Annotated in this window: 24 protein-coding genes and 1 pseudogene; 14 read left to right on the forward strand and 11 right to left on the reverse strand. The window is 74.9% G+C overall.

The features are described from left to right. The first annotated feature begins 226 nt into the window (after window positions 1-226). A complete protein-coding gene (locus tag ACFXPX_RS24415; RefSeq protein ID WP_380643255.1) occupies window positions 227-2,248 on the forward strand; it encodes a BTAD domain-containing putative transcriptional regulator in 2,022 nt (673 codons plus the stop codon). 192 nt (window positions 2,249-2,440) lie between these two features. Here ACFXPX_RS24415 and ACFXPX_RS24420 read toward each other — a convergent pair whose 3' ends face one another. After that, on the reverse strand, window positions 2,441-2,893 hold the full coding sequence (locus tag ACFXPX_RS24420) for a nuclear transport factor 2 family protein (RefSeq protein ID WP_380643257.1): 453 nt from the start codon (window positions 2,891-2,893) through the stop codon (window positions 2,441-2,443). 156 nt (window positions 2,894-3,049) lie between these two features. Beyond that, the gene (locus ACFXPX_RS24425; protein ID WP_380592356.1) at window positions 3,050-3,532 is read right to left on the reverse strand and encodes a DUF6882 domain-containing protein; all 483 of its coding nucleotides are present in this window, start codon (window positions 3,530-3,532) and stop codon (window positions 3,050-3,052) included. Window positions 3,533-3,620: 88 nt separating this feature from the next. Between ACFXPX_RS24425 and ACFXPX_RS24430 the strand changes: the two genes are divergently transcribed. After that, window positions 3,621-4,595 (forward strand): hypothetical protein, encoded by a 975-nt coding sequence (locus ACFXPX_RS24430; RefSeq protein ID WP_380643259.1) that lies wholly within the window; start codon window positions 3,621-3,623, stop codon window positions 4,593-4,595. 36 nt (window positions 4,596-4,631) lie between these two features. Here ACFXPX_RS24430 and ACFXPX_RS24435 read toward each other — a convergent pair whose 3' ends face one another. Then, the gene (locus ACFXPX_RS24435; RefSeq protein WP_380643261.1) at window positions 4,632-5,624 is read right to left on the reverse strand and encodes an alpha/beta fold hydrolase; all 993 of its coding nucleotides are present in this window, start codon (window positions 5,622-5,624) and stop codon (window positions 4,632-4,634) included. Between the two features lie 142 nt (window positions 5,625-5,766). On the opposite strand from ACFXPX_RS24435, the gene ACFXPX_RS24440 reads away from it, so the two are divergent. From ACFXPX_RS24440 to ACFXPX_RS24450, 3 genes are all read left to right on the forward strand, one after another. Then, complete coding sequence (locus tag ACFXPX_RS24440) at window positions 5,767-6,396, forward strand: helix-turn-helix domain-containing protein (RefSeq protein ID WP_380643263.1); 630 nt, start codon at window positions 5,767-5,769, stop codon at window positions 6,394-6,396. A 130-nt stretch (window positions 6,397-6,526) separates the two neighbouring features. Continuing rightward, on the forward strand, window positions 6,527-7,252 hold the full coding sequence (locus tag ACFXPX_RS24445) for a DUF2625 family protein (protein WP_380521674.1): 726 nt from the start codon (window positions 6,527-6,529) through the stop codon (window positions 7,250-7,252). Window positions 7,253-7,338: 86 nt separating this feature from the next. After that, the gene (locus ACFXPX_RS24450; protein ID WP_380643265.1) at window positions 7,339-7,905 is read left to right on the forward strand and encodes a maleylpyruvate isomerase N-terminal domain-containing protein; all 567 of its coding nucleotides are present in this window, start codon (window positions 7,339-7,341) and stop codon (window positions 7,903-7,905) included. Between the two features lie 153 nt (window positions 7,906-8,058). Here ACFXPX_RS24450 and ACFXPX_RS24455 read toward each other — a convergent pair whose 3' ends face one another. Then, window positions 8,059-8,511: a MarR family winged helix-turn-helix transcriptional regulator gene (locus ACFXPX_RS24455; protein WP_375884116.1), complete on the reverse strand. Its 453-nt coding sequence runs from the start codon at window positions 8,509-8,511 to the stop codon at window positions 8,059-8,061. A 164-nt stretch (window positions 8,512-8,675) separates the two neighbouring features. Between ACFXPX_RS24455 and ACFXPX_RS24460 the strand changes: the two genes are divergently transcribed. The 3 genes from ACFXPX_RS24460 to ACFXPX_RS24470 all read left to right on the forward strand — a co-directional run bounded on the left by ACFXPX_RS24460 (window position 8,676) and on the right by ACFXPX_RS24470 (window position 12,511). Next, window positions 8,676-9,005 carry a YrdB family protein gene (locus ACFXPX_RS24460; RefSeq protein ID WP_380643267.1) on the forward strand — a complete coding sequence of 110 codons (330 nt, stop codon included), beginning with the start codon at window positions 8,676-8,678 and terminating at the stop codon, window positions 9,003-9,005. 168 nt (window positions 9,006-9,173) lie between these two features. Then, window positions 9,174-11,063 carry a hypothetical protein gene (locus tag ACFXPX_RS24465; protein ID WP_380643269.1) on the forward strand — a complete coding sequence of 630 codons (1,890 nt, stop codon included), beginning with the start codon at window positions 9,174-9,176 and terminating at the stop codon, window positions 11,061-11,063. Window positions 11,064-11,413: 350 nt separating this feature from the next. Next, on the forward strand, window positions 11,414-12,511 hold the full coding sequence (locus ACFXPX_RS24470; protein WP_380643271.1) for a peptidoglycan-binding protein: 1,098 nt from the start codon (window positions 11,414-11,416) through the stop codon (window positions 12,509-12,511). Window positions 12,512-12,584: 73 nt separating this feature from the next. Here ACFXPX_RS24470 and ACFXPX_RS24475 read toward each other — a convergent pair whose 3' ends face one another. Continuing rightward, entirely contained in the window at window positions 12,585-13,667 is a 1,083-nt protein-coding gene (locus ACFXPX_RS24475) for a hypothetical protein (RefSeq protein ID WP_380643273.1), read from the reverse strand. Next, entirely contained in the window at window positions 13,664-13,969 is a 306-nt protein-coding gene (locus ACFXPX_RS24480; protein ID WP_380521685.1) for a hypothetical protein, read from the reverse strand. Before ACFXPX_RS24480 ends, ACFXPX_RS24475 begins: the two co-directional genes overlap by 4 nt. Before the next feature lie 189 nt (window positions 13,970-14,158). On the opposite strand from ACFXPX_RS24480, the gene ACFXPX_RS24485 reads away from it, so the two are divergent. Beyond that, complete coding sequence (locus ACFXPX_RS24485) at window positions 14,159-14,734, forward strand: hypothetical protein (RefSeq protein WP_380643275.1); 576 nt, start codon at window positions 14,159-14,161, stop codon at window positions 14,732-14,734. Window positions 14,735-14,745: 11 nt separating this feature from the next. Here ACFXPX_RS24485 and ACFXPX_RS24490 read toward each other — a convergent pair whose 3' ends face one another. After that, complete coding sequence (locus ACFXPX_RS24490; RefSeq protein WP_380643277.1) at window positions 14,746-17,502, reverse strand: BTAD domain-containing putative transcriptional regulator; 2,757 nt, start codon at window positions 17,500-17,502, stop codon at window positions 14,746-14,748. 246 nt (window positions 17,503-17,748) lie between these two features. Continuing rightward, entirely contained in the window at window positions 17,749-18,504 is a 756-nt protein-coding gene (locus ACFXPX_RS24495; protein ID WP_380643279.1) for a DUF998 domain-containing protein, read from the reverse strand. Window positions 18,505-18,750: 246 nt separating this feature from the next. On the opposite strand from ACFXPX_RS24495, the gene ACFXPX_RS24500 reads away from it, so the two are divergent. After that, window positions 18,751-20,226, forward strand: coding sequence for a carboxylesterase/lipase family protein (locus ACFXPX_RS24500; RefSeq protein ID WP_380643281.1), 1,476 nt, complete (start codon window positions 18,751-18,753; stop codon window positions 20,224-20,226). A 180-nt stretch (window positions 20,227-20,406) separates the two neighbouring features. Then, window positions 20,407-20,764 (forward strand): annotated as a pseudogene (locus ACFXPX_RS24505) (GNAT family N-acetyltransferase); the annotation flags it as partial. 343 nt (window positions 20,765-21,107) lie between these two features. On the opposite strand, the gene ACFXPX_RS24510 reads toward ACFXPX_RS24505, so the two are convergent. The 3 genes from ACFXPX_RS24510 to ACFXPX_RS24520 form a co-directional block, all read right to left on the reverse strand. Further along, on the reverse strand, window positions 21,108-21,323 hold the full coding sequence (locus ACFXPX_RS24510; protein WP_380521696.1) for an acetyltransferase: 216 nt from the start codon (window positions 21,321-21,323) through the stop codon (window positions 21,108-21,110). 148 nt (window positions 21,324-21,471) lie between these two features. Then, a complete protein-coding gene (locus ACFXPX_RS24515) occupies window positions 21,472-21,960 on the reverse strand; it encodes a TrmO family methyltransferase (protein ID WP_380521699.1) in 489 nt (162 codons plus the stop codon). 42 nt (window positions 21,961-22,002) lie between these two features. Beyond that, entirely contained in the window at window positions 22,003-23,367 is a 1,365-nt protein-coding gene (locus ACFXPX_RS24520) for a tetratricopeptide repeat protein (protein WP_380643283.1), read from the reverse strand. Between the two features lie 287 nt (window positions 23,368-23,654). On the opposite strand from ACFXPX_RS24520, the gene ACFXPX_RS24525 reads away from it, so the two are divergent. From ACFXPX_RS24525 to ACFXPX_RS24535, 3 genes are all read left to right on the forward strand, one after another. Next, window positions 23,655-24,200, forward strand: a complete 546-nt coding sequence (locus ACFXPX_RS24525; protein ID WP_380592386.1) for an ATP-binding protein — start codon at window positions 23,655-23,657, stop codon at window positions 24,198-24,200. A gap of 42 nt (window positions 24,201-24,242) precedes the next feature. Then, window positions 24,243-25,190, forward strand: coding sequence for a hypothetical protein (locus ACFXPX_RS24530; protein ID WP_380643285.1), 948 nt, complete (start codon window positions 24,243-24,245; stop codon window positions 25,188-25,190). Between the two features lie 82 nt (window positions 25,191-25,272). Then, a complete protein-coding gene (locus tag ACFXPX_RS24535; protein ID WP_380643287.1) occupies window positions 25,273-26,544 on the forward strand; it encodes a hypothetical protein in 1,272 nt (423 codons plus the stop codon). Window positions 26,545-26,568: the final 24 nt, after the last annotated feature.

Consider the following 26,568-nt stretch of genomic DNA (forward strand, 5'->3'; position numbering starts at 1 on the left):
CGGACGAGGCCGACAGATCCGGTTGAGGACCCGAGGTCAGTCAGAGGTTGAGTCAGACCTGCCCGGGAACCGCTCATGAACATCCTCACTGTCAGATGTGCTCGATTCCCAAAGCCCCCTTGGTAGTTGTGTTGCTTTACCAATCGGTTCGGGGGCTTGGACGAAGATCGCCCCGGTTCGTATCCTCAGCCCGTTCCGTCATGTCCCCGGCACTCAGGGAGTGGGTGTGCGCGTCCGGCTGTTGGGCCGAGTCGAACTCCGTTCCGAGCAGGGGCGCCCCGTCGCCCTGGCGGGTGCGCGCCGCAGAGCGGTGCTCGCCCTGCTCGCGAGCGAACTCAACGACCACGTCACCGTCGAGCGGCTGCTCGACACGGTGTGGGAGGGCGCGCCGCCGCCCACCGCCCGCGCCGCCCTGCACGGGCACGTCTCCGCCGTCCGGCGCAGCCTCGGCGAGGGCCTCACCCTGCTCACCCGCGCCCAGGGCTACGTCCTCGTCGGGGACCCCGAACTGGTCGACGCCGAGCACTTCCAACGGCTGACGGCCGCCGCCGAGGAGACCGCCGACGCCGTACGGGCCGCCGCCCTCCTGCGTGAGGCCCTCGACCTCTGGGACGGTCCCGCCCTCACCGACTCCGGCTCGCTCACCCTGACCGCCACCACCGGCCGACGGCTCGACACCGCCCGTACCCACGCGGTCGAGCGGCTCGCCGATCGGCTGCTGAGCCTCGGCCGGGGCGCCGAGGCCCTCGACGACCTCCGGGCCGTCGTCACCGCCGACCCCCGGCGCGAGCCCGCCGCCGCCCTGCTGGCCCGCTGCCTCCGGCAGGCCGGGGACGGCCGTCTCGCAGATCCCGTCTCCATTCCCGCCCCCGTGCCTGCCTCCGTCCCCGCCTCCGGCCCCGCCGCCGGCCCCGGCGACGCCCTGCCCAGGTCCGGCACCGCCCTGGTCGGGCGCGCCGACGACCTGCGCCGCCTGGACGACGCCGCCTGCCGCGCCGACGGCCGGCCCGTGCTCGTCACCGGAGTCGCCGGGGCCGGGAAGAGCAGCCTCGTCCTGCACTGGGCCCATGCCAGTGCCGACCGCTTCCCCGACGGCCGGATCCACCTCGACCTGCGCGGCTTCGGCGAGGAGGAACCCCTCACCCCGGCCGCCGCCCTCGCCCTCCTGCTCACCCGCCTCGGCGTCCCGCCCGCCGAGGTACCCGAGGACCGGGCCCGGGCGGGCGCCCTGCTCCGGCGGCTGACCGAGGGTCGGCTGCTGCTGATCGTCCTCGACGGCGCCCGCTCCGCCGAACAGGTCGAACCGCTGCTGCCCGGCGCCCCCGAACCCGTCGTCGTGGTCACCAGCCGCTCCCGGCTCACCGACCTCGTCGTCCGCGAAGCCGCCATCCCGCTGCCCGTCGGCGGCCTGCCCGAGGACGAGGCCGTCGACCTGCTCGGCCGGATCGCCGGCCCCGAGCGGGTCGCCGCCGACCCGGCCGCCGCCCGCCGGCTCGCCGCGCTCTGCGACGGGCTGCCCCTCGCCCTGCGGGTGGCCGGCGCCCGGCTCGCCTCCCGGCCCGCCTGGTCCCTCGACGACCTCGTCCACGAGATGTCCGACCGGACCACCGGACTCGCCGCCCTCGCCACCGGCGGCACCCTCGGCATCGCGGCCGCCCTCGGCCGGACCGTCCGCGCCTTGCCCGCCGAGGCCCGTCGGCTGTTCACCCTGTCCGGACTCCACCCCGGCGGGACCCTCGACAGCGCCGCCGCAGCCGCCCTCGCCGGTGTCCCCCGGGCCCGCGCGCGCGAACTCCTCGCCGAACTGGACGCGGCCCACCTCGTCCAGGAGGCCTCGCCCGGCCGCTTCCGCGGCGACCGCCTGGCGGGCCTCTACGCTGCCGAACTCGCCGCCGAACTCCCCGCCCACGACCGGGCCGAGGCGACCCGCCGCCTCCTCGACCACGCCGTGGACGCGGCCGCCGCGGCCCTCGAACGCCTCACCACCGCCGTCCCCACCCCAGTGCCTCTCCGCGCGCGCCTTCGAAACCGCCGACCAGGCCCTGGAATTGGCCCGCGGCCTGGTCACCGGCCTGGCCCGGCAGCTGACCGAACGTCCGGGCCCGGACCGGGTGGCGGACGGCGGGCCGGAGCGCATCCTCGACCGGCTGAGCCGCACCCTCGCCGAAGCCTGCCGCGGACCGGCCACCGGGCCCGCCCCGACGGAGCCGCCCCACGGCCACACCCACACCGCCCCCGAGGGCGCTGAGGGCGCCGACCCCGGGGAGTGCGCCCTGATGGACCGCCTCCTCGCCGACCTCCTCCGCACCACCCCGGTGGTCCGACGCACCGAGCCCCCCGGTGCGGGCCCGGCCCCGGCCCCGGCCGTCCCGGCGGACGCGCGGGCACCGGGGCCGAGGCCGGGTCCGAGGCCGGGCTGAACCTCGGGTACGACGGCTCGCTACGGCCGTCCGCCCCGAGGCCACCCCTGGGCGTCGAAGACGGCGACCGGGTCGAGGTAGTCGCGCCAGTGCTTCACCTTGCGGTCCTCGACGGTCAGCACGGAGACGAAGTGGTTGTCGTAGGGCCGCCCCGTCGGAACCGACCTGCCGTGGACCGCGTACTCCAGCACCACCACCGAGGTCTCGCGGTCCCGGTGCACCCGGAGGCCGTCCGCGCCGTGCAGCTCCACGTAGTCGCCGTAGTCGCGGTACAGGTCGACGATCCCCTGGCGCCCCTCGACCCGCCGCGGGTACTCCGGGACGGTGATCACGAACTCGAAGACCACGTCCTCGGCCAGCAGGTCGTAGAAGTCCTCGCCGTCGACCAGGCCGTCCAGTCCCTCCTTGACGATCCGGAAGAACGGGCTGTTCGCCCCCACCAGGGGGGTGTCGTCACCGACGGTCCTGCTCATTTCGCCTCCGGGGGCCGGGTACGGGCGTGGTTCACGGCTCCATGCTCGCGGCTCGGGGGAGGTCTTCCCGGCGCGAATCGCCCGGTTTCCGGCGGGCGGCTCGCGCGGGCCCGCCGCGATCAGCGGCCTGGCCCGGCGCCCGCACGCCCGTGGCCGTCAACCGGTGGCGGGCGCCAGGTCGTGCACCAGGAAGTGGAGCTGCCCGTCGTCCGTGGACTCCGCCCACAGCCCGTCGGCGTCCAGCACGGACGCCGCGACCATCCGGGCCTCGGCGACCAGCTCGGGACGGTGGTCGAAGCCCGGCCACGGCAGGACGGGGAAGTCGTTCTCCTCGCCGTACCGCCGGACCCGCTCGATGTCGCCGAGGACCGCGCGCGGCAGCGAGTCGTTCGCCCAGGACCACAGCCAGGACTGCTGGGCGAGGCTGACGCTGCCGATCATCGTGAGACGGCCGGCGAGGAACACCTTCCCGGCGCGCGACCAGGTGATCCGCGCATCGTCCAACGACCAGTGGTACTGCACGTCACCCGACGGCCCGAAGCGGTCGACCATGAGGGCCTGCCGGGCGCGGGCACGTTCGCGGGCCGCGAGTACGACCTCCTCCCAGTCGGAGTGGTCATGCTTCGAGCGGTCGTTCACGGTGTCTCCTCGTACAGAACTTTCGGCGAGATCCTCTCATCCGGCGGGCGGGGGAGGAGGTGTCAGTGGTCTGCGGTTGACTGGTGCGATGGACGAACTCGCCGACCACCTCCACCGCGTCGACGCCCTGCTGGCCCGTCCGGCACCGGGCCTCGCCCGCCTGCCGGTGGCGACCGGTGGCGACCTGGACGCCGCCCTGCGCCGCCTGGTCGAGGCGCTGCGCCCCCGCTGGGGGTCCTCGCGCACCCTGGCCACCGGCGGCTTCGTCGACCCCACCCTCGACGAGGGCCGCGGGCTGCCGTTGGTCTCAGCGTTCCCCGGGGGCGTGGTCGACCTGTGCGGGTGGGCGGTGGGCGGGCGCTGGGTCGGCTGCGGGATCGTCCGGCCGGACGGCGGGAGCGGCGAACCGCAGCTCCTCGTGCTGACGGCTCCCCGGGCGGACCCGGCGGAACTCGCCCTTCCCGCCGACTACTTCGAGGAGGACGACCGGGCCGAAGGGTCGGGTGCCCGCTGGGTGCGACGGCTCGCCGCGGTGACCGGCCGGCCCCGGCCGCGGCAGTGGTCCGTCGACTGGCCGTCGGCCGAGGCCGGGCTCGGCACCGCCCTGCCCGCCGACTACCGGCACTTGGTGGAGCACTTCGGCCCCGGCACGTTCGCGGGTTTCCTCGACATCTTCCTGCCCGGTCCCCAGCCCGGCTCCGACGATCCCTCCTGCCTGGTGAGGAACGCCCGAACCCTCGCCGACCTCGCCGCCGCCCACCCCGACATCGCCGCGGTCTACCACCCCTACCGGCTCCACCCCGCCCCCGGCGGGCTCCTGCAGTGGGCCGGCTCCGTCCAGGCCGACCAGTTCTACTGGCTGACGGAGGGCCCGGACCCGGACCGGTGGCCGGTCATCGCCCGCAACGAGGACGGCGACCACGAGGCCCGCTTCGACGGCTCCACCGCCGAGTTCGTCCACCGCCTCCTCACCGACCACCGGCACCCCTTCTCCATCGCGGAGCTCCTCGACCACCGCGACTTCGAGCCGTACGAACCCCACTCCTCCTGCGAGGACGAGTGACGGACGCAGGCCCGCCGCCCCGGCCCGGGCGTGCCGTCAGGCCGGGAGGGCGTCGAGCCATTCGGTCAGCAGGCGGTTGACCTCCGCGGGCCGCTCCTGCTGGATCCAGTGCCCGCAGCCGTCGAGGAGGTGGGCGGCCGCCAGGCCGGGCAGGGTGGTGGGGAAGGCGGCGATCGCGTCGGCCAGCCAGGTCGTGGAGGCGTCCAGCGCCCCGCCGATGAACAGGGACGGCTGCTCGATCGGCGCGCCGCGGTACGGGGCGAGGTCCGCCCAGTCGCGGTCCATGGCGCGGTAGCGGTTGAGCGCCCCGGTCATGCCGGTGCGCTCGAACTCGCCCGCGTACACGTCGAGATCCTCCTCGGTCAGCCAGCCGGGGAGCGCGCCCCGGGGGAAGCGGTCGCGCAGGCGGCCGCCGGCGCGGGCCAGGAAGTGCGGGTCCGGCTCGTCCCGGCCCGGCATGGTGTCGGCGGACAGGGCCGCGTAGAAGCCCGCGAGCCAGCCCCGGAGGTCGGACTCCATCTCCGCCTCGGCCCGGCCGGGCTCCTGGAAGTACGAGACGTAGAACTCCTCCTCCTCGCCGCCCAGTTGGGCGAGTACCTCGCCGGGGCGGGGGCCGCCGGGCGGCGCGTAGGGGACGCTCAGCAGGGCGACGGCGCGGAAGGCCCCGGGGTGCAGCAGGGCGGAGGTGGCCGCGATCCCGGCACCCCAGTCGTGCCCGACGACCACCGCCCGCTCCTCGCCGAGGGCGCGGACCACGGCGACGTTGTCCGCCGCCAGGTCCACCATCCGGTAGGCGTCCGGCCCGGCCGGCGTGCAGGACCGGCCGTAGCCGCGCACATCGAGTGCCACGGCCCGGTACCCCGCCGCGGCGAGGGCCGGGAGCTGGTGGCGCCAGGAGTACCAGGACTCGGGGAAGCCGTGCAGGAGCAGCACCAGCGGTCCGCTGCCCTGCTCGACCAGGTGCAGGCGCCCGGCGGGCCCCTCGACGGTGCGGTGGTGCGGTTCGGCGGACGGCAAGGGGCGGTTCATCGCAACTCCTCGGTGAACGGGCGGGTGCGGCTGCCCACCGATCATGCGGCGCCGCGCCCGCCCGGCGCGAAGATCCTTGACATCCTGGCAAACTGGCAGGACAGGGCGTCGGCGAGGGTACGACCGGAGGGGGCGGGCAGCGGTGACGGACGACCGTACGGCCGACGTGCTGGCGAGCATCGGCCCCCGGCTGCGGGCCGCGCGCGAGCGGCGCGGGGCCACCCTCACCGGCGTCAGCCGCGCGACCGGGATCGCCCTGAGCACGCTGTCGCGGATCGAGACCGGCCGGCGCCGACCGACCCTGGAGGTGCTGCTGCGGCTCGCGCAGGAGTACGGCGCCTCACTCGACGAGCTGGCCGGCACCACTCCCGCTCCCCCCGCCGGCGCGACGACACGGCGGCGGCGCCCCGACGCCACCGACAAGTCCGTGCTGCCGCTGACCCGCTACGTGGGTGGCCTGCACGCCCACAAGCACGTCCTGCCCGCCGCCACCGCCGCCACCGCCGACGCCGACGCGCCACCGGCCCGGCCCCGGCAGTCCTCCCACGACGGGTACGAGTGGCTCTGCGTCCTGTACGGGCGGCTCCGGCTGGCCCTCGGCGACCAGGACCTGATCCTGGTCGCCGGTGACGTCGCCGAGTTCGACACCCGCACCCCCCACGGCGTCGCGAACGCCGGGACCGACGCCCCGGTCGAGTACCTGGTCATGTTCGGCCCCCAGGGCGAGGTCCTCCGCCCCCGCACCCCGCCCCTCGGCCGCACCACCCGCTAGCGGAGCGGCCTCCCGGCGGGCAGGTGCCGAGCGGGCAACGGCAGTTGCCGGCCCCGACCGGCAGGCGGGCAGGCGGGCGGGCGGGCAGGCGGATGCCGGGGCCGGGTGGGTTCGGTGCGATCATCCTCGGATGCGAGAGATCGACGAGTTGACCGAGGTGGACGATCCGGCGTGGCCCGAGCTGGCGGCGACGATCGCGGCGGTGGCCGTGCCGGTGGAGGTGCTGCCGGTCGACCAGGAGGAGGGGCGCCGCTGCCTCCTGCAGTTGCAGGTGACGGCGCGGTCGGTGCTCGGCGCCCTGGTCCTGAACACGGGCGGGCTGCTGCTGGACGACGGGTGGGTGCGGGTGTTCGGCGGCGGTGCGGCCGGGGACGGGGGCCTGCCGAGCCTGGGCCGGGTCAACGGGTTCCCGGCGGCCTTCGAGTCCGCCTGGCATCCCGCGGACGGTCTCGTCGTCGGCCACGACGCCGTGGGCGGGGTCTTCGCGCTGAACGGCCACGACCCCGCGGCGGCGGGCCGTCCGGGCGCGCCGGGGCAGATCACCTACTTCGCTCCCGACACCCTGGAATGGGAGGCCCTGGAGATCGGCCACTCGGCCTGGGTCTCCTGGCTGCTCTCGGGAGGTTCGGAGAGCTTCTACGACGGTGTGCGCTGGCCCGGTTGGCGGGCGGAGGCCGCGGCCCTGACCCCGTCCCAGGGGATCACGGTGTTCCCGTTCCTGTGGTCCGAGCAGGCCCAGGCGGACCTGGCGGCCACCAGCCGCCGGGCGGTGCCGATGCACGAGGTGCTCGGAGTGGCGGCCGACTTCGCCGGGCAGGCGGGGCTGACCGACCCGGGATTCCTCGGCGAGGTCTGAGGCGACGCGCCCACCTGCGCCGGCGGGCGTGAAGACGCCGCGGCCACATCCCCTTCGCACCGCACGAACCGCACGAGGAGCTGCACATGGACCATCGGGACGTCGACACGGCCCTGGCGGAGTCGCTGAAGGTCCTGGGACCGCATGCCGACGAGGACTGGACGGTGTCGGCCGGTCCGCTGGAGTGGAGCTGCTGGGAGACGGCGGCTCACATCGCGCACGACCTGCTGGCCTACGCGGGGCAGGTGGCGGCACGTCCCGCCGACTCCTACCTCCCGTTCGACCTGACCGTCCGCCCCACCGCCTCCCCGGCCGAGGTGCTCCGGACGGTCGCCGCCTGCGGCCGCCTCCTCAGCTCCGCACTGGCCGCGGCCGGTCCGACCTCGCGTGCCTGGCACTGGGGTCCCTGCGATCCCGGCTTCGCGGCCATGGGCGTCGCTGAAATCCTGCTGCACACGCACGACATCACCCAGGGGCTGGCCGTGGACTGGCAGCCGCCCGCACCGTTGTGCGCGGCCGTGCTCGGTCGGCTGTTCCCCGACGCTCCTCCCGGAGACCCCGTCCAGGTGCTGCTCTGGTGCACCGGCCGCCAGGAACTGGACGGCCTTCCCCGTCGAACCTCATGGGTGTGGAAGGCGGCGCGCTCCGACTGACCGCACCCACCCGGCGAGCCTTCTCGGTCACGGCACGGGCTGGTCGGTAGGGCGGCGGTCGGTAGGGCCGGTCGGTGGGGCGGCGGGCGGCGTCGGTGCGAGGGCACCGGCGCCGCCTTCGCGTTCCGGGGGCCCGGGGGCCGGACCCCGGGGTCATTCCTCGACCGGCAGCCCGGCCTCGCGGGCGAGCACACCCAGGGCCCGGCGGAGGGACTCGCGTTCGGCGGGGGAGAGGGCGGCGGCCAACTCGTCGTCGACGGCGTGCGCCAGGGCGGTGCACTCGTGGAGCAGGGCGCGGCCGTCCGCGGTGAGGGTGAGCGTCTGGCGGCGGCGGTCGGCGGGGTCGCGCTCGCGGGCCACCGCGCCCAGCGCCTGCAACTGGTCGGCCAGGCTGACCACCAGGCTCGGCGCCACTCCCATCACCTGGGCCAGCTCCAGTTGGGAGGCGGCGGCACCCGCGTCGAGGGTGGCGAGCAGCGCGACGTGCTTCGGCTTTAGGCCGCGGCTCTCGACGGCGGCGGTGAAGCGCGCGGTGGCGACGGTGCCCAGGGTGCCGAGGCGGAAGGCGAGCGAGGAGGTCAGCGAAGGGGGGTTGACGGCGTCCATGGCGGCGATAATATCTCCACAGAATCATTCAGGGCTCGAATCATTGGAGGTGCGCTTGATATGCGGGGGACGATGACGGACTCACCGCCGCTCGGGGCCGGCGCCCTGGCGCTGCCGCACCTGGCGACGGCGCGGCGGGCCACCGGGGGCGCACGATGACCGCGGTGCTGCGCACGGCCGACGACGCGCTCGCCTTCCTGCTCGAACTCGCCGTCTACGCCGCCGCCGTACGGTTCGCACTCACCCGGCGCACCACCCGGCCGGCCCGCTGGGCACTCGCCCTCGCCCTGCCCGCCGGGTACGTCGCGGTCTGGGCCCTGTTCGGCGCACCGGGCGCGCAGGTGCCGCTGCACGGGGCGGCCCGGGCGGTGCTGGACCTGGTCTGGTTCGGCAGCGCGGCCGTCCTGCTCCGGGCAACGGGGCTGCGCCGTACGGCGGTTGTCTTCGCGCTGGGCTACCTGCTGACCACGGCGGTGCACCTGGCGCTGAGCTGAGGCGGGCCGAGGTGGGCCGTGCCGTGCGGCGGGGCGACGGCCGACCGGGGGAGCGGTGAACCGGAGCGGGGCGGCGGGCCGTATCCCCCGGCGAGAAATCCCCGTGGGCGGCGGCGGACCCGGGACGGGCCGGGTGTCGGCCGGCCCTGACTCAGGAGAGCGACCGCCATGCCCAAACACCGGCTCAGCCGCCGTCGGCGGATCGCCGCCGCTGCCACCGTGATCGCGGCCGGCGGCGTCCTGATCGTCGCGCAGAACGACGCCCCGGCCGCCGCCACCGACCCGGTCGGCCTCAACGCCGCCTACGAGTACCTGGGTTGGGGCGACGCCCAGGACCCGGTCGCGGTGATGAAGGCGACCGGGCTCAAGCAGTTCACCCTCGCCTTCCTGCTCGCCGGCCAGGGCTGCGACCCGCGCTGGGACGGCAGCCGTCCGCTGACCGGCGGGGACGACCAGGCGAAGATCAAGGCGATCCGCGCGGCCGGCGGCGAGGCGGTGGCCTCCTTCGGCGGCTGGGACGGCGCCAAGCTCGGCGAGAAGTGCGCGGACTCCACCCAACTCGCCGCCGCCTACCAGAAGGTGATCGACGCCTACCAGTTGAAGGCGATCGACATCGACATCGAGTCCACCGAGCTGACCAGCGCCGACGCCCGGCAGCGAGTGGTCGAGGCACTCGGGGCGGTCAAGGCGAAGAACCCCGGCCTGCGGGTCTACGTCACCTTCAGCACCGAACTGAACGGCCCGGACGCCGACGGCGCGGACCTGATCGCCCGGGCCGCCAAGGCCCGCGTGGAGGTGGACGGTTGGGTGGTGATGCCGTTCGACTTCGACAGCCACCCCGGCACCATGGTCGACGCCACCGTCTCCGCCCTGACCGGCCTCCAGCAGGCCCTCGTCCACGCCTACGGCTACGACGCGGACACCGCCTGGCGGCACACCGGCCTGTCCTCCATCAACGGGCACTCCGACAGCAAGGACGAGGTGGTCGGCCCGGCGGACTTCCGCGCCATGCGGGACTTCGCGGCCGCCCACCACCTGGCCCGCTTCACCTACTGGGCCGTCAACCGGGATCGCCCGTGCGGCGGGGAGTTCACCGCGGAGAGCGCCTCGGTCTGCGGCGGGATCCAGCAGGACCCGTACGCGTTCACCAGGATCGTGGCCGGCTACCACGTCGACTCCACCCCCGGAGGACCTGTCGGCACCAGCTCCCACTGCCCGGACCCCGAGCCCGCCAATCCCGATCCCGCCACCGGCGTGACCACCACCGCGAAGCCCGCGGCCGACGGCGGGCCACCCGCTCCGACGGGCACCCGCAAGCAGACCCGGCGCGCGGCGACCGAGGCCACCGCCGCCACCGGGATGCCGGCGGACGACCACCAGCCGCCGGAATCGGGCGCCTCACCGTCGCCGACGGCCACCCGGCAGCAGGAGCGGCGCGCGGCGAGCACCGCCACCGCCACGGCCGGGGAACCGGCCGGTCCGACGGACGACGGCTCCGACGGGCCCACGGCGAGCCCGAGCGCGAGCCGGACCAAGCACGGGACGCCCAGGGCCACCGCCTCCGCCGCGTCCCCCACCGAGTCCCGCGCCACGAGCACCCGTACGGCCCCCGCGACGCCGACGGCGGACTGCACCACGGTCTCGGCCCCCGCGCCCGGCCCGACCACCCCGACCGGTACCGGTACCGGCACGGGCAATGGAACGGCTCAGCCGAGCCGGACGCCGGCGCCCACCGCGACCGCGACCGCCCCCGCCTCCGACACCGACCCGGCGCCGACCGACGAGCCCACCACGGCGCTCCCGGCCCCGACCCCGACCCAGTCCTCCGCCCCCACGACGTCCCCCAGTCCCGCCGCCCCCGCCCCGGCGCCCACCACCGAAGCGGCCTCCGGTACGGCCTCCGGCACGGGCTCCGGCACCGGCCAGGCCCTGGCCCACACCGGCGGCGGCGACGCCACCGGCATCCTGATGGAGGGCGCCGACGCCCTGCTGCTGCTCGGCGGCGCCTTCGGCATGGTCGGCACCCGCCGTCGCCGCGAAGGCGAGCGCGCCCGGTAGCGGGCACCGCCCCGGGCCGAGCGGCCGACCGCCCGGCCCGGGGCGGGGTGAGGGTCCGTGAGGTGACCGGGCGCATGGCGGCCCGCGCGGCGGAGGACGCGCGGGACGGTTTCCCGGGATGCGGGCCGGGACGTCACGGATTCCCCGGTGGCCGAGGGCTGCGGCGGACGCCGTCCTTCCGTCCGTCGGCCCAGCTCAACGGCTGCGCCCGTTGGGTGCCGTACCCGGGTGGCGGCTCGTCCCATCGGCCGGGCGGGTGCCGTGAGACGCGGCCGTCCGGCGGATGGGACGGCGTACCCCTCCCGTACGGGTGGCCGGGTGAGGCAGAGTTCTGACGAATCATCATGGATTTGGAGACCCCTGTGAACACCGTCCTCCCCACCCGGCGCCGCTTGTCGCTGGGCCTGGCCCTGGCGTCCGTGCTGACGGGCGTCGGCGCCTTCACCGCCTCGGCGGCCTCCGCCGCGACCGTGCCGGCCCCGATACCGATCACCTCTCCGTCCTGCCCGGCCAACCTCCAGAAGGGCGAGGTCGACGGCTGCGTCACCCAGCTCCAGCTGGAGCTCAACCAGACCGGCGCCCACCTCACCGTGGACGGGCAGTTCGGCTCGGGTACGGACACGGCGGTGCGCGACTTCCAGACCGCGCACTCCCTGGACGTGGACGGCATCGTCGGCCGGGCCACCAAGGCGGCCATAGACGCGGCCGCGGCGGCCGCCTCCGGCACGGTCGACCTGCGCACCCAGTGCGGGGACCTGCAGAAGGGCGCCACCGGCGCGTGCGCCAAGACCCTGCAGTCCATGCTGAACACCTTCAACGCGGGCCGCCTCACCGTGGACGGGCAGTTCGGCCCCGCCACCGACACGGCGGTGCGCAACTTCCAGGCCGCGCACGCCCTGGCCATCGACGGCATCGTCGGCACGGCCGTCAAGAACGCCCTCTACGGCAGCAAGCCCGTCCCGCTGCCCAGCGGCCCGATCGACTCCACCAAGGTCCTGAACGCGGCCAAGTCCTACCTGGGCGTCCCGTACGTGTGGGGCGGCGGCCACTCGCTGCGCGGCGAGGGCCCCGGCCCGTCGCTGGGCACCTGCGACGGCTACACCGGTTCGATCCAGCCCTGCCCGGCCGACACCACCGTCGGCGTGGACTGCTCGGGCCTGGTCCGCGCGGCCTTCTGGTTCGGCGCCGGCATCGACCTCGCCAACGGCGGCGACACCACCGAGCAGACCCTGGACAAGCACCTCACCCCGATCACGGAGTCCCAGCGCCGCCCGGGCGACGTCGAGTACTTCGGCAACGGCCCGCACGACACCCACCACGTGGTGATCTACGCCGGCACCGACTCCGCCACCGGCGCGGACATGATGTACGAGGCCAAGGAGACGGGCACCAATGTCCACTACGCCGGTCTGCGCACCGGCGGGTACTGGTACCGCGTGACCGCCTGACGGTCCGACGGTCTGACAGCAGGCCCGGACGGGCGCTCGCGCGGGTGACGGTTGCCGTCACCCGCGCGTCGCGTCACCCCTGGCAGGTGACCCGGATCGCGGCGGCCGCGAGGTGGGCGTGGGTGGCCCGGCCGGAGCCGGTCCAGTCCTGGCCGCGGTTGTGGAGGCGGACGGTCAGTGGTCCGGCCTGGGCGCGGAAGGTGCCGGCGTCCACCCAGCTGCCGCGGTGGGAGACCTGGTCGACGGTGAAGGACCCGAGGTCGGCGCCGGAGACGGCGGCCACCGTGTAGTAGGCGGGGGCGCCGCCGACCTGTTGGACCGAGGAGGAGTCCGGGACGTAGACGGCGACGGCGCAGGTGGCCGGGCCGGGGCCGGTGTCGAAGGTCCACAGGGCGTAGGTGCTGTTGTCGTCCTTGGCGCGGTCGCCGGACATCGGGACCGCGTCGTACCGACCGTCGCAGGAATCGCCGCCGTAGCCGCCGCTGCTGACGGTGACCCAGCCGTCGGCCCCCTGGCGGAACGCCCCGACCTCCTGGAACCGGGCGCCGGGGCCGGAGCAGCCGAGTCCGGCGACGGCCCGGTAGCCGGGGGCGGGCTGTGGGGCGGGCGGGGCCTGCGGGGCGGCCAAGGCGGGTGTCGCGGCTGGTGCGGCTGGTGCGGGGGTGGTGGCCGCCGGGGCGGCGGGCCGGGAGGCCTGGGCCGTGGGCGGGGCCTGGTGCGGGTCGTCGGTCGGGGACGGCGCGGCGGACGGGTTCCCGGTGGGCGTGCCGGTGGGGTCGGCGGAGCTGCCGGGCGTCGCGGTCGGCTCGGTCGGCCCGGTGGGTGCGGGCGTCGGGGGGTGGGCCCGGCCGTGGGTGCCCAGGGGCGAGCGGCCGGTCGGCGCGGCGGCCGTGGCCGGGTCGCCGCTGCCGCCGTCCGGCTCGATGAACGGGGCGACGAGCAGCAGGACCGCGCCGGTGGCCATCGAGGCGGCCATCGCGATCCGCCGGGCGTCCCAGCGGGACCGGTCGCCCAGCCGGCCGAGGCCGGCGGACAGCCGGGCGGCGAGCGTGGCGGCGGTGGGGTGCGGCGGGTCCGGTTCGCCTTCCTCTTCCTCGGCGATCCAGGGCAGTTGGAGGCCGGGGCCCGGAGTCGTGCCGTGCGGGTCCTCGTTCAACGGGGGCCTCCGGCGGGGGCGGTGAGGTCGGTGAGGTCGGCGGGGACGGTGAGGGCCTCGGCCGGGGCCCCGGCGGTGTCCGCCCCGTCCGGCAGCGGTGCCCGGACCCCGGTGCGGGTCGGGCCGGACGGTGGCCGGGCCGGGGTTCCGGCCGCTGCGGGCGCCGCCGCGCCGGCCGGGTGCGGCCGGGCGGGAGCGGGTGGGGGCGGGACGTGCACCGCGAGGAGTCCGGCCGTGACGAGGCCGGCGGCGGCCGCGCAGCAGATCACGGAGATCCGCCTCGGTGATTCGGTCCTGGTCACGTGTGCTCTCCCCGGGTGACGGTGCTCGCCGGGTTGCACGGCCGGCGGGCACCGACCGGTTCACGGCGCCGACCGGTTCACGGGGGTCGACCGGTTCACGCTGGTTCGAACCTCCCGGGCCCGCCGTCCGTGGTACCGGGTGGGGCCGGGCGACGAACCGGCGCGGACGGACGAGGGAGGACCGCAGCGATGGCCTGGTACCAGGGGCCGAGCCGGATCACGGTGACGGCGGTGGAGGGCGAGTGGCCGCAGCGGGCGGTGGTGACCGTCCGGGGCGCCGCCCCGGTGGAGATCCCGGCGACGGTCGGCGCGGTCCACCTGGTGGCGGCCGACAACTGGCAGCTGGCGCTGGAACACCGCTACGGCTCCGAGTGGTGCCCCAACATCCGTGCCGTACAGGGGCGTTGGCAGGAGATCCGGGGCGTGCTGACGCAGTCCGTGCACAGCCGTAACCGTGACCGGGCGGGCGACCGCCGGGACCGCAACCTGGTGCTGCGGATCGAGCGGGTCGAGCCGGACGGCGGCACGCCCGCACCTGCGGCCGGGCCGGCGCCGTCGGCGGCACGCCGCACCACGGCCTCCGGCGCGGCGGCTCCCGCGGCCTCGGGCGTACGGACGACCGTAGGCGGCTCGGCCCGCCCCACCACCTCGACGGCCTCCACCTCGACGGCCTCCACCGCGGCGACCGCCTCCGCCGGCGTACCCGCCGTACCCGGCCTGCCCGGCCGTCAGCCCGCGCCGTACCGGCCGTCCCGGGGCGTCTGAGCGCGTGCCCGTCACGGCGGCCCGCACTGCGCCAGCCGTTCCTTCACCCGCTCCACCTGCCGGGTCATCCGCCCCTGCTCGGCGGCGAGTTCGAGGGCGTGCTCCCAGTGGGCGCGGGCCTCGGCGGTCCGGCCCCGGTCGTACAGCACCTGCCCCATGACGTCCGCGAAGTCGAACTCGGCATGGGCCTGGTTGCCCTGGGCGCGGCCGAGTTCCAGGGCGCGGTGGATCTGCTCGACCGCCTCCTCGGAGCGGCCGAGCGCGCTCAGCACCTGGGCGTGGGTCTTGGTCGAGATCACCAGGTACGGGTCGGACTCGCGGCCGGCCAGCAGGGCGAGCGATTCGGTGATCGGTGCGAGGCCCTCCGCGGCCCGGTCGGCCCGCAGCAGGGCGTCGGCGAGGTTGTTGAGTGCCTGGGAGAGCGTCCGGTCGTCGCCGCCGGCCCGGGCCTCGGTGACCGTCTCGACGATTCCGGGGAGGGCCTTCACCGGGTCGCCGTAGTCGTCCAGGAAGCTGTTGCGCATGCTCAGGTAGCGGTGCCGCAGGACGGGCCGGCTCTCCGGGTCGGCGACGGCGACGGCGCGCGCGGACTGCTCCAGCGCCTCGGCCCGTCGGCCCAGCCAGCCCAGTGACAGGCTGTGGTTGGAGTACAGGTGCGGCCAGTCGGCGGCGGTCCCCGCGGCCTCGGCGGCGCGCAGCGCCGTCCGGGCGGAGTCCTCCCAGGCGCGGAACAGGCCGGCGTCCAGGTAGAGGTACCCGGCGTTCTCGACCATCCGGCAGGCGTACTCGGGCCGCCCCCACCGGCCGGCCAGGGCGATCAGGCCGCGGACGGCGGGCTCCTCGCCCCGGAACCAGTCGAGCGCCTCCGCCGAACTCGCGAACTCCTGAGCGCCGCACGGGGGTTGTGCGGACGGGCGGTGGTGCCGGGCGTCCGGCCGGGCCAGCACGAGGCCGGCCGCCGTCGCGGCGAGGTAGTGGTCGAACAGCCGGGCCAGCGCGGCGTCCCGGGTGGCGGCCGGCAGCTCCTCGGCGGCCTGCCGGGCGTACAGCCGGACCAGGTCGTGCCGCTCGAACCGGCCGGGAACGGTCTCCGCCACCAGGTGCGCCCGGTGCAGCAGTTCCAGGGCGGCGGCCGCCGCCCGCAGGCCGGTGCCCGCGAGCGCGGCGGCGGCCCGGGTGTCGACCTGCTGGCCGGGGTGGATGCCGAGCAGCCGGAACAGACCGGCGGCCGGGCCGGGCAGGCTGCGGACCGTCAGTTCCAGGGCCGCCGCCACGCTCAGCGCGCCCTGGGTGGCCAGCGCGGCCAGTCGGGAGCGCTCGTCGGCCAGTTCCCCGGCCAGGGTCGCCACCCGCCAGTGCGGGCGGGTGGCCAGCCGGGAACCGGCGATCCGCAGTGCCAGCGGCAGCCCCTCGCACAGCTCCACGACCCGCCGCGCGGCCTCCGGCTCGGCCGCCAGCCGGGGCCGTCCGGTGACCTCGGCGAGCACGTCGAAGGCGTCCCCGGCCGGGAGCGAGGCCAGCGGCAGCGCGCGGGCGTCCGCCTCGACGACCAGCTCGGTCAGCCGGTGCCGACTGGTCACCACGACCGCGCAGCCGGGCTCGACCGGCAGCAGCGGGCGGACCTGCCCGGCATCGCGGGCGTTCTCCAGCACGATCAGCACCCGGCGCCCGGCCAGCAGTCTCCGGCAGGCCGCCGCGGCCTCCTCCGGGGTGGCCGGCACGGCGCTCTCGTCGGCGCCGAGCGCCCGCAGCAGCTCGGCCAGGGCCTCCTCGGGACGCAGCGGTTCGGTCTCGTCGAAGCCCCGCAGGTTGACGGCGACCCGCCCGTCCGGGAAGGCCGGTCCGAGCCGGTGCGACCAGCTCAGCACCAGGGCGGTCTTGCCGACCCCGGCCGGGCCGGTGACCAGCAGGACCGGGCCGTTGCCGCCGTACCCGGGCCGGTGCGTTCGCCGGGAGCTCGCGCACTGCTCGTCCAGCCAGGCCAGTTCGCCCGCCCGGCCGACGAAGCGGCGGGGAGCGCGCGGCAGTCGGGCGGGGGCGGGCGCGGGTCGTTCTTCCGCAGCAGCAGCAGCAGCAGCAGCAGCGGCAGCGGCGGCGGCGGACCGGACCTGAGCCGCGGCCTCGCGCAGTGCCGGCCCCGGGTCGATCCCGGCCTCCTCGGCGAGCCTGCCGCGCGCCTCCTCGTACACGGCGAGGGCCTCGGCGCTCCGGCCCTCCTGGTGGAGGCAGAGCACGGTGAGGCGGACGAGTGATTCGCGCAGCGGGTGCTCGGGGAGTACGGCGGTGAGCTGTGACGTCACCGACCGGCCCCGGCCGGTGCGCAGCTCGTGCCCGGCGAGTTGCTCCAGCGCCTCGACCCGCAGGGTCTCCAGCCGTCCGGCGGCGGCTTCGCGCAGCGCGGCCGAGCCGCAGTCCGCCAGGGTCGGCCCGCGCCAGAGCGCGAGCGCCTCGCGCAGCAGCGGGACCGCGGCCTCCTCCCCGTCCGCGGTGCCGACGCGGTCGAGCAGGTGCTCCAGTCGGTGGGTGTCGATCAGCTCCGGGTCGGCGTGCAGGACGTAGCCGGGTGCGCGGGTCTCCAGCCGGAGCCCGCCGTCCAGCAGGGTGCGCAGCCGGGCGATGTGGCCCTGGAGCGCGGCCCGGGCGGTGGACGGCGGGGCGTGCTCCCAGGTGAGGTCGACCAGCCGCTCGACCGGGACGACCCGGTTGGCCTCCAGCGCCAGCGCGGCCAGCACGGCCCGCCGCCGGGACCCCCCGACGTGCACGGGCACGCCCCGGTCGCTCCGCAGTTCCAACGGTCCCAGCAGGAGAATCCGCATGCCGCACCCGTGTTCCCAGTCCGTCCCCGGCCCCCGGCTGCACCTTAGCCGGATCGCCCCTCGTCCCTCGCCCCTCGCCCCACCCGACCGGGGCCGGGGACCGCCGGGCCGAGGTGGTGGGAGGCGACACCCCCTACCAACCGGCCGGCCCCGCTGATCGGTTGCCTCCCGCTCACGGGAACTTCGGCGGCCGGTCCGTCAGTCGGCGGTCCCGACGGGCTGGGGCGCTCCGGAGCCCGGCCCGTGCAGGCCGTGCAGTCCGCGCAGGCCGCGCAGGCCGCGCAGCGCGCGCAGGACCGTGGCCCCGGCGATCAGCTCGGCGGCCGTGATCGAGTAGACCGAGCCGCGCTCGAACACGGCCGCGTGGTACGGGACCGGATCCGTCGGCATCATCGTGAGCAGGACGACGGCGCACACCAGCCCGACCGCGCCGCACCCGAGGACCGCCCGACCCGGCCACCGGGCCCGGCTGCTGCGCACCAGGTGCCCGCCCACCACCACCGCCAGCAGGTTGCCGCCGATGATCGCCATGCCCGCACCCAGGCCGTGCCAGGCCGTCGACCCGTCCCGGTCCGCCTCCGGCGAACCGTGCACCAGTCCGACCAGGACGATCCCCACCCCGTGGACCATGGCCAGGACCAGGTACGCCCAGCGCAACCACCCCGGCAGCAGGTGCTGCAGGACCAGGGCCGCGGCGACGAACAGCAGACCCTGCGCGATGAACCCGGCGTTCATCACCGCGTTCAGCGGCGAGCAGATCGTCCGGCCCTGCAACACCCCGCCGCAGGAGGGCACACCCAGATCGCTGATGAAGTTGTGCGCGTAGTCGTAGACCGGGTCCCGCCAGGCGGAGGCCGCCATGGCCTCGGCGACCACGTACTGGACGGCCGCGACCACGAGCGCCACCGCACCCGACTTCCACGCGACCGCCCTGACCTCGTCGTCGATCGCCATCCTCAAGAGCCTTCCGTGTCGGGCCCGACGGAGTTCCAGGAGCCGGGACCACGATCCTGGCGCACGGAGCGGCAGTTGCCGCGACGACACCCACGCGCCGGGTCCCCGACCTCCCTCACGTCCCGACTTTCCCGATTCCCGGTGGCGGCGCCTTCCGCGCGATTGACTGGGGGGACGGGCGAGACGCCGATCGGACGTGCGGCCGCCACGGAACCGCAGGGCGATGGTGAAGGAGAGGTGGCAGCGATGGCCGTGCAGGAACGCCCCGTCGTCGTGACCGGGTCGGGCAGCGTGCGGGGCGTCGTGGAGGGTGGCGTGGCCGCGTTCCGGGGCATTCCGTACGCGGCCTCCCCGGTGGGGGAGCGGCGCTTCGCCGTGCCCGGACCGCACCCGGGCTGGTCGGGCGTCCGCGACGCCGCCCGTCCGGGGCCGTCCGTGCCCCAGGGGCCGTCCCGGCTCGAAGCGGTGATGGGGTGGCGCGCCCCCGACTGGGACGAGGACGGCTGCCTCACCCTCAACGTGTGGTCGCCGGAGCCGCCGGGTCCGTCCGGCCCTCCCGCCGAGGGGTCCGCCCCGGGCGGCCGCCCGGTCCTGGTCTGGTTCCACGGCGGCGGGTTCAGCAGCGGATCCGGCGGCTGGGACTGGTACGACGGCCGGCACCTCGCCGCCGCCGGAGGCCTCGTCGTCGTCACCGCCAACTACCGCCTCGGACCGCTCGGTTACCTCCACCTCCCGGAGCTCGGCAGCGACAACCTCGGGGTGCGCGACCAGGCCGCCGCCCTCGCCTGGGTGCGGCACAACATCGCCGGCTTCGGCGGGGACCCGGAACTGCTCACCGTCGGCGGCCAGTCCGCCGGCGCCTACTCCGCCCTCCACCTCGCCCTCGCACCGCAGACCGGCCCGTGGATCGCACGGGTCGTCACCCAGAGCGGCCCGTTCGGCCTCCCCCCGCAGGACCCCGGCGAAGCCGCCGACCACGCCCGCCGCTTCCTCGGGATCCTCGGCCTGGACCGCCGCCCCGACCCGCTGGCCGCGCTGCGCGCCGTCCCGCCCGGGCAGCTGCTCACCGCCTACGGGCAACTCGCCCGGGACGTCGCCCGCCCGGGCAAGGTTGCTCCGCCGATGTACCCCGTCCTCGGCGGCTACGGCCTGCCGGTGACCTGGCAGCAGGCCCTGGCCGACGGCCGCCAGGACGGCAAGCAGCTGCTGACCGGCACCACCCGGGACGAGATGACGGCGTTCTACGCCTTCGACCCGGCCGTCCGCACCGCCACCGCCGAGCGGGCCCGCGCGATCGCGGCGACCCTGGCGGAGGACGGCGCCGAACGTTACGACCGCACGGCCGCCACCGTTCCACGGACGCCGGGCGACATCCTCACCGAGGTCGCCACCGGACTCCAGTTCCGTGACCGGACCCTCGCCATCGCCGACCACCACGCCGCGGCCGGCCACCCCACCTACGTCTACCGCTTCGACCGCACCCCGACCCCGGACCCGGCCCGCCTGGGCGCCACCCACTGCGCCGAACTCCCCTACCTCTTCACCACCTTCGACGCCTACCCCGACAGCTCCATGCTCGGCGACGCCACCCCCGCCGCCCGCACCCTCGGCCACGCCTTCTCCCACGCCGTGGCCACCTTCGCCGCCACCGGGCGTCCCCCCGCCGAGCACTGGCCCCCGTACGTCCCCGCCGACCCGACCACCGTCCGGCACTTCGGCTGATCCCGGGCCCCTCGAAGGCGCAGGCGAAGGGGGGCTTGAATCTCCCGTCGGGGGAGACGCCAGGCAAGGGGAATGGACGGCGACACGCCTCACTCGATCGGCGAGCCGGTTCGGCGGGCCAGTCTCACGGTCAAGGCCATTCGATTCCACTCCGATCGCGAAATCGTGACGCCGACGGCCCTCAAAGGCGTCGCCTCCGGCAAGCCCTCGGCCGAGGTGGGCTATTGGACCGCGGTGCATGCGTGCGGGCGGAGCGTGGCGCCCCGCGCCCTTGAGGCCCTCACCGGCGGGGCCTTCGCCACCTTCGGGAACGGCGGGCTGGCGCAGCTGGAACTCCCGCATCAGGTGGACAACTCCGTCTCGTGCCGGGTCGCACAGAAGAGCCGGTACGCATTCGACCGCATCCTGCTCGCGGCACCGCCCGCCTTCCCCCCTCGACGGCCATCTGCACATCCGGCGCAGGGACGGCTGTGACCCACCCGCTTTCCACGGATCGGCGCACCTCGCGTCCCTCCCGGAACCGATCCGCAGGCCTTGAGCATTACCGGCCGACAGGGCGTCACGAGGTCGAGAGCCCGCGCTCCTTCGGCGCACGGCCCTGGCCCCCGCCGCCACCGTGACGGCGCGCAGAGATGCCGGTTCCCGCATGCCGCTCGACAGCTGATGTCACAACAACCACTAACTCGCTGTCTCCATTCGTCAGCGACCACCCGGTCACGAGGGAGCGACAGGTGCGGTTCCGGGACGGCGGTGCATTCGATCCTCGCGGACGCTGAGGTCAGTGCTCGGGCGCCCGAACACCGAGTGGACCCAGAGCCGTCGAGCCGCCCGGAAAGGCAGCCGTTGGCGCGCAGGGCGAGCCTGGGGGCGGACCCGGGGGCTCAGCGGAGGGTGCGAATCATGACAGCGTAGAGCGGAGCGCCCTCGAACGGTCGGTGCTCGCCGACCTTCTCGTACGACCACCGCTCGTACATGTCCTGGACCCGGGGGTGGGCGACGTCGACGTAGAGCACAGCCAGCGCTTCGGCGCGTTGGGACGGCAGTGCCTCGTGGGCCTGCCCGGCGATGCCCACCGCCGGCCTGGTCGCGATAGGCATCGGCGTGGACGTCGATGAGCAGTTGGGCGTGGTCGGCGGAAGTCGGTCGGCCCCATAGCGGCGAAGCACTGTCGTCATGGGGATTCCCTGGGTCGTTTCCTCGCGCCACTACCCGTCGACGCGAGGAAACAGTCTCCGGAGGTTTCGATCAGGGCGTGGTGGGGCCAGGGGCGAAGTACTCGTGGAGCATCTCGGTGGTCCAGGAGGGCTGGTGGGTGTCGCCGCGGGGGCCGAACTCGTCGAACCAGGGCTTGACCTCGAGGATCGGCGTGCCGTCGACGGCGTCCAGGTCCTCCACGTGCAGGTCCAGGCCGTCGACCTTGAGGAGGCGGCAGCGGGAGGAGCCGAGCCAGTTGACGCGCCGCATGTTCCGGTGGCCGAAGACGCCGACCTCGGGCCACTGCGGGTTGTCGCGTGGGCGGCGGGCGCCGAAGTTCAGGTCGGTCGGGTCGGTGAGGTGGAAGCGGAAGATGACGTCGAGGTGGGAGAACGCCTCCAGCCCCTTCGTGGCCTCCGGTGGGAAGCGGTCGCCGTCGAGCCGGATGACGGCGCGGGTACCTCCCCAGTAGTCGTCGGTGGGCTCGGTGCGGCCCCCTACCACGTACCCGAGTGCCTCCACGGTGAAGACTTCGGTCACTGTGTTTCCCCTCCTGTGAACGGACCGCGCCAGGTCAGTGGATCAGGCTACAAGGGCCTGTCGGGCCCGTTCGGACAGAGCGGCAGCGCCGGGTACCCCGCGGGCCTGGTAGCGCCGCAAGGTGGTGCGCATGGCCTTGATGGAGTCGGTGTTGCGGGCGGAGGTGATGCCGTCCATCAGGTCGAGCGCGGCGCCCCAGGCGGATACGGCCTCGTCCATTCGGCCTTGTTCGTCGAGGGTGCCCGCCAGCTCATCCGTGGTGAGTGCGTGGATGCGCCGAAACTGGTCGGGGTCGCGGCCTGCGAGCGCATTGCGGCGGTGCTTCTCCGCGTTCTTGTGGTCGCCGAGCTCTGCGAGCGTTTTGCCGGTGTGGGAGCTGATGGTGGCGCCTGCCGGCCCGGCCGCCAGAGCGTAGTCGGCAACCGGGTCGTCGGTACGGGCCAGGGCGTCTTCGGCGGAGAGCAGGGCGGCTGCGGCCTTTTCGCCCTGGCGGGTGGCCCCGTAGGCGCGGGCGCTGGTGATGAGCAGCAGTGCCCGGGTCTGAGGGTCGATGCGGCCGGCCGACCGGCGGAGGGCCTCCTCGGCGAGGTCGACGCAGTGCTGAGGCTGTTTCAGGTTGAGTGCCTGGTGGGCGAGGGCTCGCATCATCCACGCGCCGTGACCGTGGAAGTCGGCCACGCACGCGAGCTGGTAGCCGAGGAGGTAGTAGCGCTGAGCGGCGCCCTCCTGGTTGAGGTCATGGTGCTTCCATGCGAGCAGGTAAGCCAGTTCGGCGACGGCGTTGAAGGCGTCGAGGCGTACGGCCGGGTCACTGTAGCGGCCGCTGAGCATGGGCGCGGCGGCGTCGGTGAGGTAGAAGGTGGCGGAAGACAGCCCGTGGCCACCTCCCAGCTGTTCGTCGGCGGCCCTGAATGCCTGGACGGTGTTCCGGACGGCTGCCACTTCGGCCTTTCCCACCCGGGCGCCGGGCTGGCGGGCACGCAGCGTACGGGCGACGGCTTCGTGGTCGTAGCTCAGCGGCAGAGCGACGGCTGAGGAGACGTAGACGGCCCGTTGAAGAAAGTCGCGGCGGCTGATGTTCATCATGGCCCTTCCCAAGTCAGCGGTAGCGGCGACCGGGTCGGTGGCCAGTGTCGGCAGCTCCTGCGGTTGAGCATCGCCGTACCCGATCTCGTCCAGTGTGACCAAACGCCCGACGATCTTGCTCAGTGCCTGTGCCAGGTATTCGGGGTTGCGCCCCCTCGGGCGCCGTTGGCCACCACACCACAGCGACACGGTCGCCTTGCTCGTGCGGGTATCAAGGTCACCGTTGAGCGCGGCTTGCTCGCGGTGGGCGCGGGCCACGACCTCCAGCTTCAATCCGTAGCTGCTGATGAAGTGCTGAAGAGCAGTGCTGGATGTCGTCATGAGTCACATCCCGGTCTTGGCTGTTAACCCTGTAAACCACTTTCCGTGGTGACGAGTGTACCGAGAGCCACTGCTTCGGTGTTGAACTGATTGTGCGCCTCGACGCAGCCGAACGTACCGTCAACCTGCGGAACTGGCAGGAGCCTTGGATGGTCGCGCTGCTGCGAATCCGATTCCGGTCGAGTCGAGGTGCCTTGGCAGAGGCAGCCGTACGGGCTGCCTCCACTATTGCCCTGGTCCTCTGGAAGTGAGGCGCCCCAATGAAGCCGACATCACGAACCACCACGGTGACGTTCCCCGCCGAACTGGCTCGGATCGGCGTCGTTCGCCGCTGGGTGGGGGCGCAGCTGCCGGAGCTCGGCCTGCGCCTGGACGATCCGTTGGTGGACGACGTCCAGTTGGTGATGTCCGAGATCGCGGCCAACGCCGTGGTGCACGGCTGCGACGGGGGCCGGTCGGACGTGGAGCTGACTGCCGCTCTGCGCCTCTCCCCGACCGGGGTGCTGCGGATGTCCGTCGCCGACCCCGGGCCCGGTAGGCCCGAGTCCCGGAAGGCGGGGGAGGGCGCCACCAGCGGCAGGGGTCTGCTGCTGGTGGCCGGGGTGGTCGACCGGTTCGGCGTCGATGAGGGGCCGGACGGCAAGGTGGTGTGGGCCGAACTCGACCTGCCCGAGGCGGCGCGGCCCGTCCCCGCATCGGTCGCGGGTAGGCAGGTCGAGTCGCAGGTCGTGGTGCTGTGCACCGGCGCCGCCGTGCGGGTTTGGCGGCCCCGGTCCGCCGTCGGTGTGCGGCCCGGTCAGCAGCCTGAGCTCGACCGGATACCGGCGGCGTAACCACCCCACCCGCCCATCGACTTCGTACCGGAGGACTGCGCCGTGAGCGTCGGACCGCGCACCAGAACGCTGACCAGGATCACCAGTGAGGGCCGCAGGCACGAGGTCGCGGCCGCCTACGCGGCCCTGACCCAGGTCTGCACCGACACCGGCGACAACCCCTCCCAGGCCGAGCTGGTCGGCGAACACCCGCACCACGCCTGGTGGTTGCCCGCCTCCAGGGCGCTCGCCCTCGTGCATGCCGACGCGGACGAGGCAGGGGCCCTGCTGCGCGGTGCCCGGCTGCTCCACGAGCACCGGGTGGCCGCCGTGGCCCCGGACTACGACCAGGTCCGGATCGCCCACGGACGCGCGGTCACCTTCTGGCGCAGCCCCGGGCACCCGCTGCGCGACGTCGCCGCGAGCGCGCGGCTCACCGCGGCCGTGCACCGGATCCGGCCCGGCGCGGCCCTGTGGCTGGAGGACCACGACCCGTTTGAGGGGCTGCTGGACGGCCTGGACGACGTCGCGCTGGACGACGCGAGCCAGTGGTTCCTGCGCGAACGCGCCGCCGAGCTGCGCGAGGAGTGGGAGCGCGCCGAATGGCCGACGCCGTCCACGGTCATCCTCGGCGCACGCGCCATCGCCCCCTGCTACGGCGACGGTTCCCACCCCCGGCTGTTCCCGCAGTACCCGTTGCGGTACGGACACCGGGAGTGGGACCTCGTCGCCGCCCGCTGGCACACCGAGTTGCTGCGCGGCCACCGCGACGACCTCCACGCGTACACCGCGGCCTACACCGCCTACGGTCGCGCAGCCCTTGCCCCGCCCTACGGCCAGATCGGGGCCTGGCCGGACTACCAGACCGTGCGGGACGTCGTCGTGCTCACCGCCGTGACGGACACCGTGCGGCGCGCCCACCTCGACACGCATCTGCGCAGGCAGGCCGCCCACCAGGTGGCCTGCCTGCGCGGCGCCCACCGGCCTCCCTGGACCTGGGGGAGGCGATGACCTTCCAGCCCGGCTCCGCCCGCTCAGCCCTTCGGCCCGCGCGGCTCCGTCGGCGGACCGTCACTGAACGAGAGAAGCAACCATGATCTTCACCCTGTCGGACGGCACCCGGGCCGAACTCCTCCTGCCACCGGCCGCCGACCTGCTCACTCAGGACCCGGGCACCATCCCCGTCCCGGAACGGCTGATCACCGACGGCTGGCTCACCCCCGTGACCGCCCAGCTCCTCCACCTCCTCGACCACGCCGACCCCCACGCCCTCGCCACCGCCTCCCACACCGTCCCCGGCCACACCCAGCTGCTCCTCGCCCACGCCCACCAGGACCAGCCCGCCCTGCACCTGTGCCTGCCCGACGGCACCCCCACCCCGCCCCGGGCCGCCGACCACACCGTCCTCCTGTTCCCCCTCGCGGGAATCCTGGACCTGGCCCTGTCCCGCCACCAGGACGACGCCGACCAGCGCCGGCCCCAGTACCTGCGCAGCCTCAACCCCGGCCAGCTCTGCGCCATCCACAGCGGTGCCACCACCGAACTGACCGCCCCCGCCCACAGCGTCCAGCTCGTCCTCACCCACCACCCCCTCGCCGCCCCCGACTCCCGACCGCTCACCCCCGCCGAGTACCAGGTCGCCGTGAAGGAGGCCCGTACCCGCCTCTCCCGGCCCGAGCCCCACGACTGCCGCAGGCCCGGCACCAGCCTCCAGGACATCCCCTACCTGCACCACGCCACCCTGGCGCAGCTCCACGCCCAGCAGGACGCCCTCCACCACCTCGCCGTCCACAAGAGCACTCTGTCCTACCTGACCACCACCGCCGTCCTCGACTACGAGCGCTTCGAGGCCAGCCGCACCACCCTGCTCCTGGACCGCATCGTCCTGGCCCTGGACACCTGGCGCGGCTTCGAGATCCGCCTCAACACCAACCCCCGACCCGCCAACCAGTGCCTTCCGCACACCCACGGCTACGCCTTCGGCGCCCGCGTCCTCACCGGCGGCTACCTCCACACCGTCTCCACCCGCACCGACGGCCGCGACACCGGCCCCTTCACCGCCGACCAGCTGCGCCCGGCCGTCACCACCACCGAACTGCCCGGAAGCTCCTACACGCTGGGCACCACCCTCGCGCACCAGGCCCTCATGCGCCCCGACACCACCACCCTGATGCTCCGCGGCCCCTACACGGCCACCGCCCACGCCGCCACCGACCTCGTCCCACCCGTCGATTCGTGGCCCCGGCCTGCCGACGGCGCCCCGCCCGTGCACTCGCGCCCCATGACCGACGCCGAACACCACGCCCTGTACCAGGCCCTCGCGGCGGACGGAGTCATCGAGCCCCTGCCGCGCGGCAACCGGTGAGCAGCAGCCGTGCCCGACGGCGCC

Origin of the sequence: Kitasatospora sp. NPDC059146 (assembly GCF_042786665.1) — a bacterium.
Classification (GTDB): Bacteria; Actinomycetota; Actinomycetes; order Streptomycetales; family Streptomycetaceae; genus Kitasatospora.

Coding starts and splice junctions, on each gene's coding strand:
- ACFXPX_RS24465 (WP_380643269.1), top strand. CDS start 9,174: ATGCCCAAACACCGGCTCAGCCGCCGTCGGCGGATCGCCGCCGCTGCC.
- ACFXPX_RS24495 (WP_380643279.1), bottom strand. CDS start 18,504: ATGGCGATCGACGACGAGGTCAGGGCGGTCGCGTGGAAGTCGGGTGCG.
- ACFXPX_RS24445 (WP_380521674.1), top strand. CDS start 6,527: ATGCGAGAGATCGACGAGTTGACCGAGGTGGACGATCCGGCGTGGCCC.
- ACFXPX_RS24450 (WP_380643265.1), top strand. CDS start 7,339: ATGGACCATCGGGACGTCGACACGGCCCTGGCGGAGTCGCTGAAGGTC.
- ACFXPX_RS24430 (WP_380643259.1), top strand. CDS start 3,621: ATGGACGAACTCGCCGACCACCTCCACCGCGTCGACGCCCTGCTGGCC.
- ACFXPX_RS24435 (WP_380643261.1), bottom strand. CDS start 5,624: ATGAACCGCCCCTTGCCGTCCGCCGAACCGCACCACCGCACCGTCGAG.
- ACFXPX_RS24510 (WP_380521696.1), bottom strand. CDS start 21,323: ATGCCTATCGCGACCAGGCCGGCGGTGGGCATCGCCGGGCAGGCCCAC.
- ACFXPX_RS24455 (WP_375884116.1), bottom strand. CDS start 8,511: ATGGACGCCGTCAACCCCCCTTCGCTGACCTCCTCGCTCGCCTTCCGC.
- ACFXPX_RS24485 (WP_380643275.1), top strand. CDS start 14,159: ATGGCCTGGTACCAGGGGCCGAGCCGGATCACGGTGACGGCGGTGGAG.
- ACFXPX_RS24520 (WP_380643283.1), bottom strand. CDS start 23,367: ATGACGACATCCAGCACTGCTCTTCAGCACTTCATCAGCAGCTACGGA.
- ACFXPX_RS24500 (WP_380643281.1), top strand. CDS start 18,751: ATGGCCGTGCAGGAACGCCCCGTCGTCGTGACCGGGTCGGGCAGCGTG.
- ACFXPX_RS24420 (WP_380643257.1), bottom strand. CDS start 2,893: ATGAGCAGGACCGTCGGTGACGACACCCCCCTGGTGGGGGCGAACAGC.
- ACFXPX_RS24535 (WP_380643287.1), top strand. CDS start 25,273: ATGATCTTCACCCTGTCGGACGGCACCCGGGCCGAACTCCTCCTGCCA.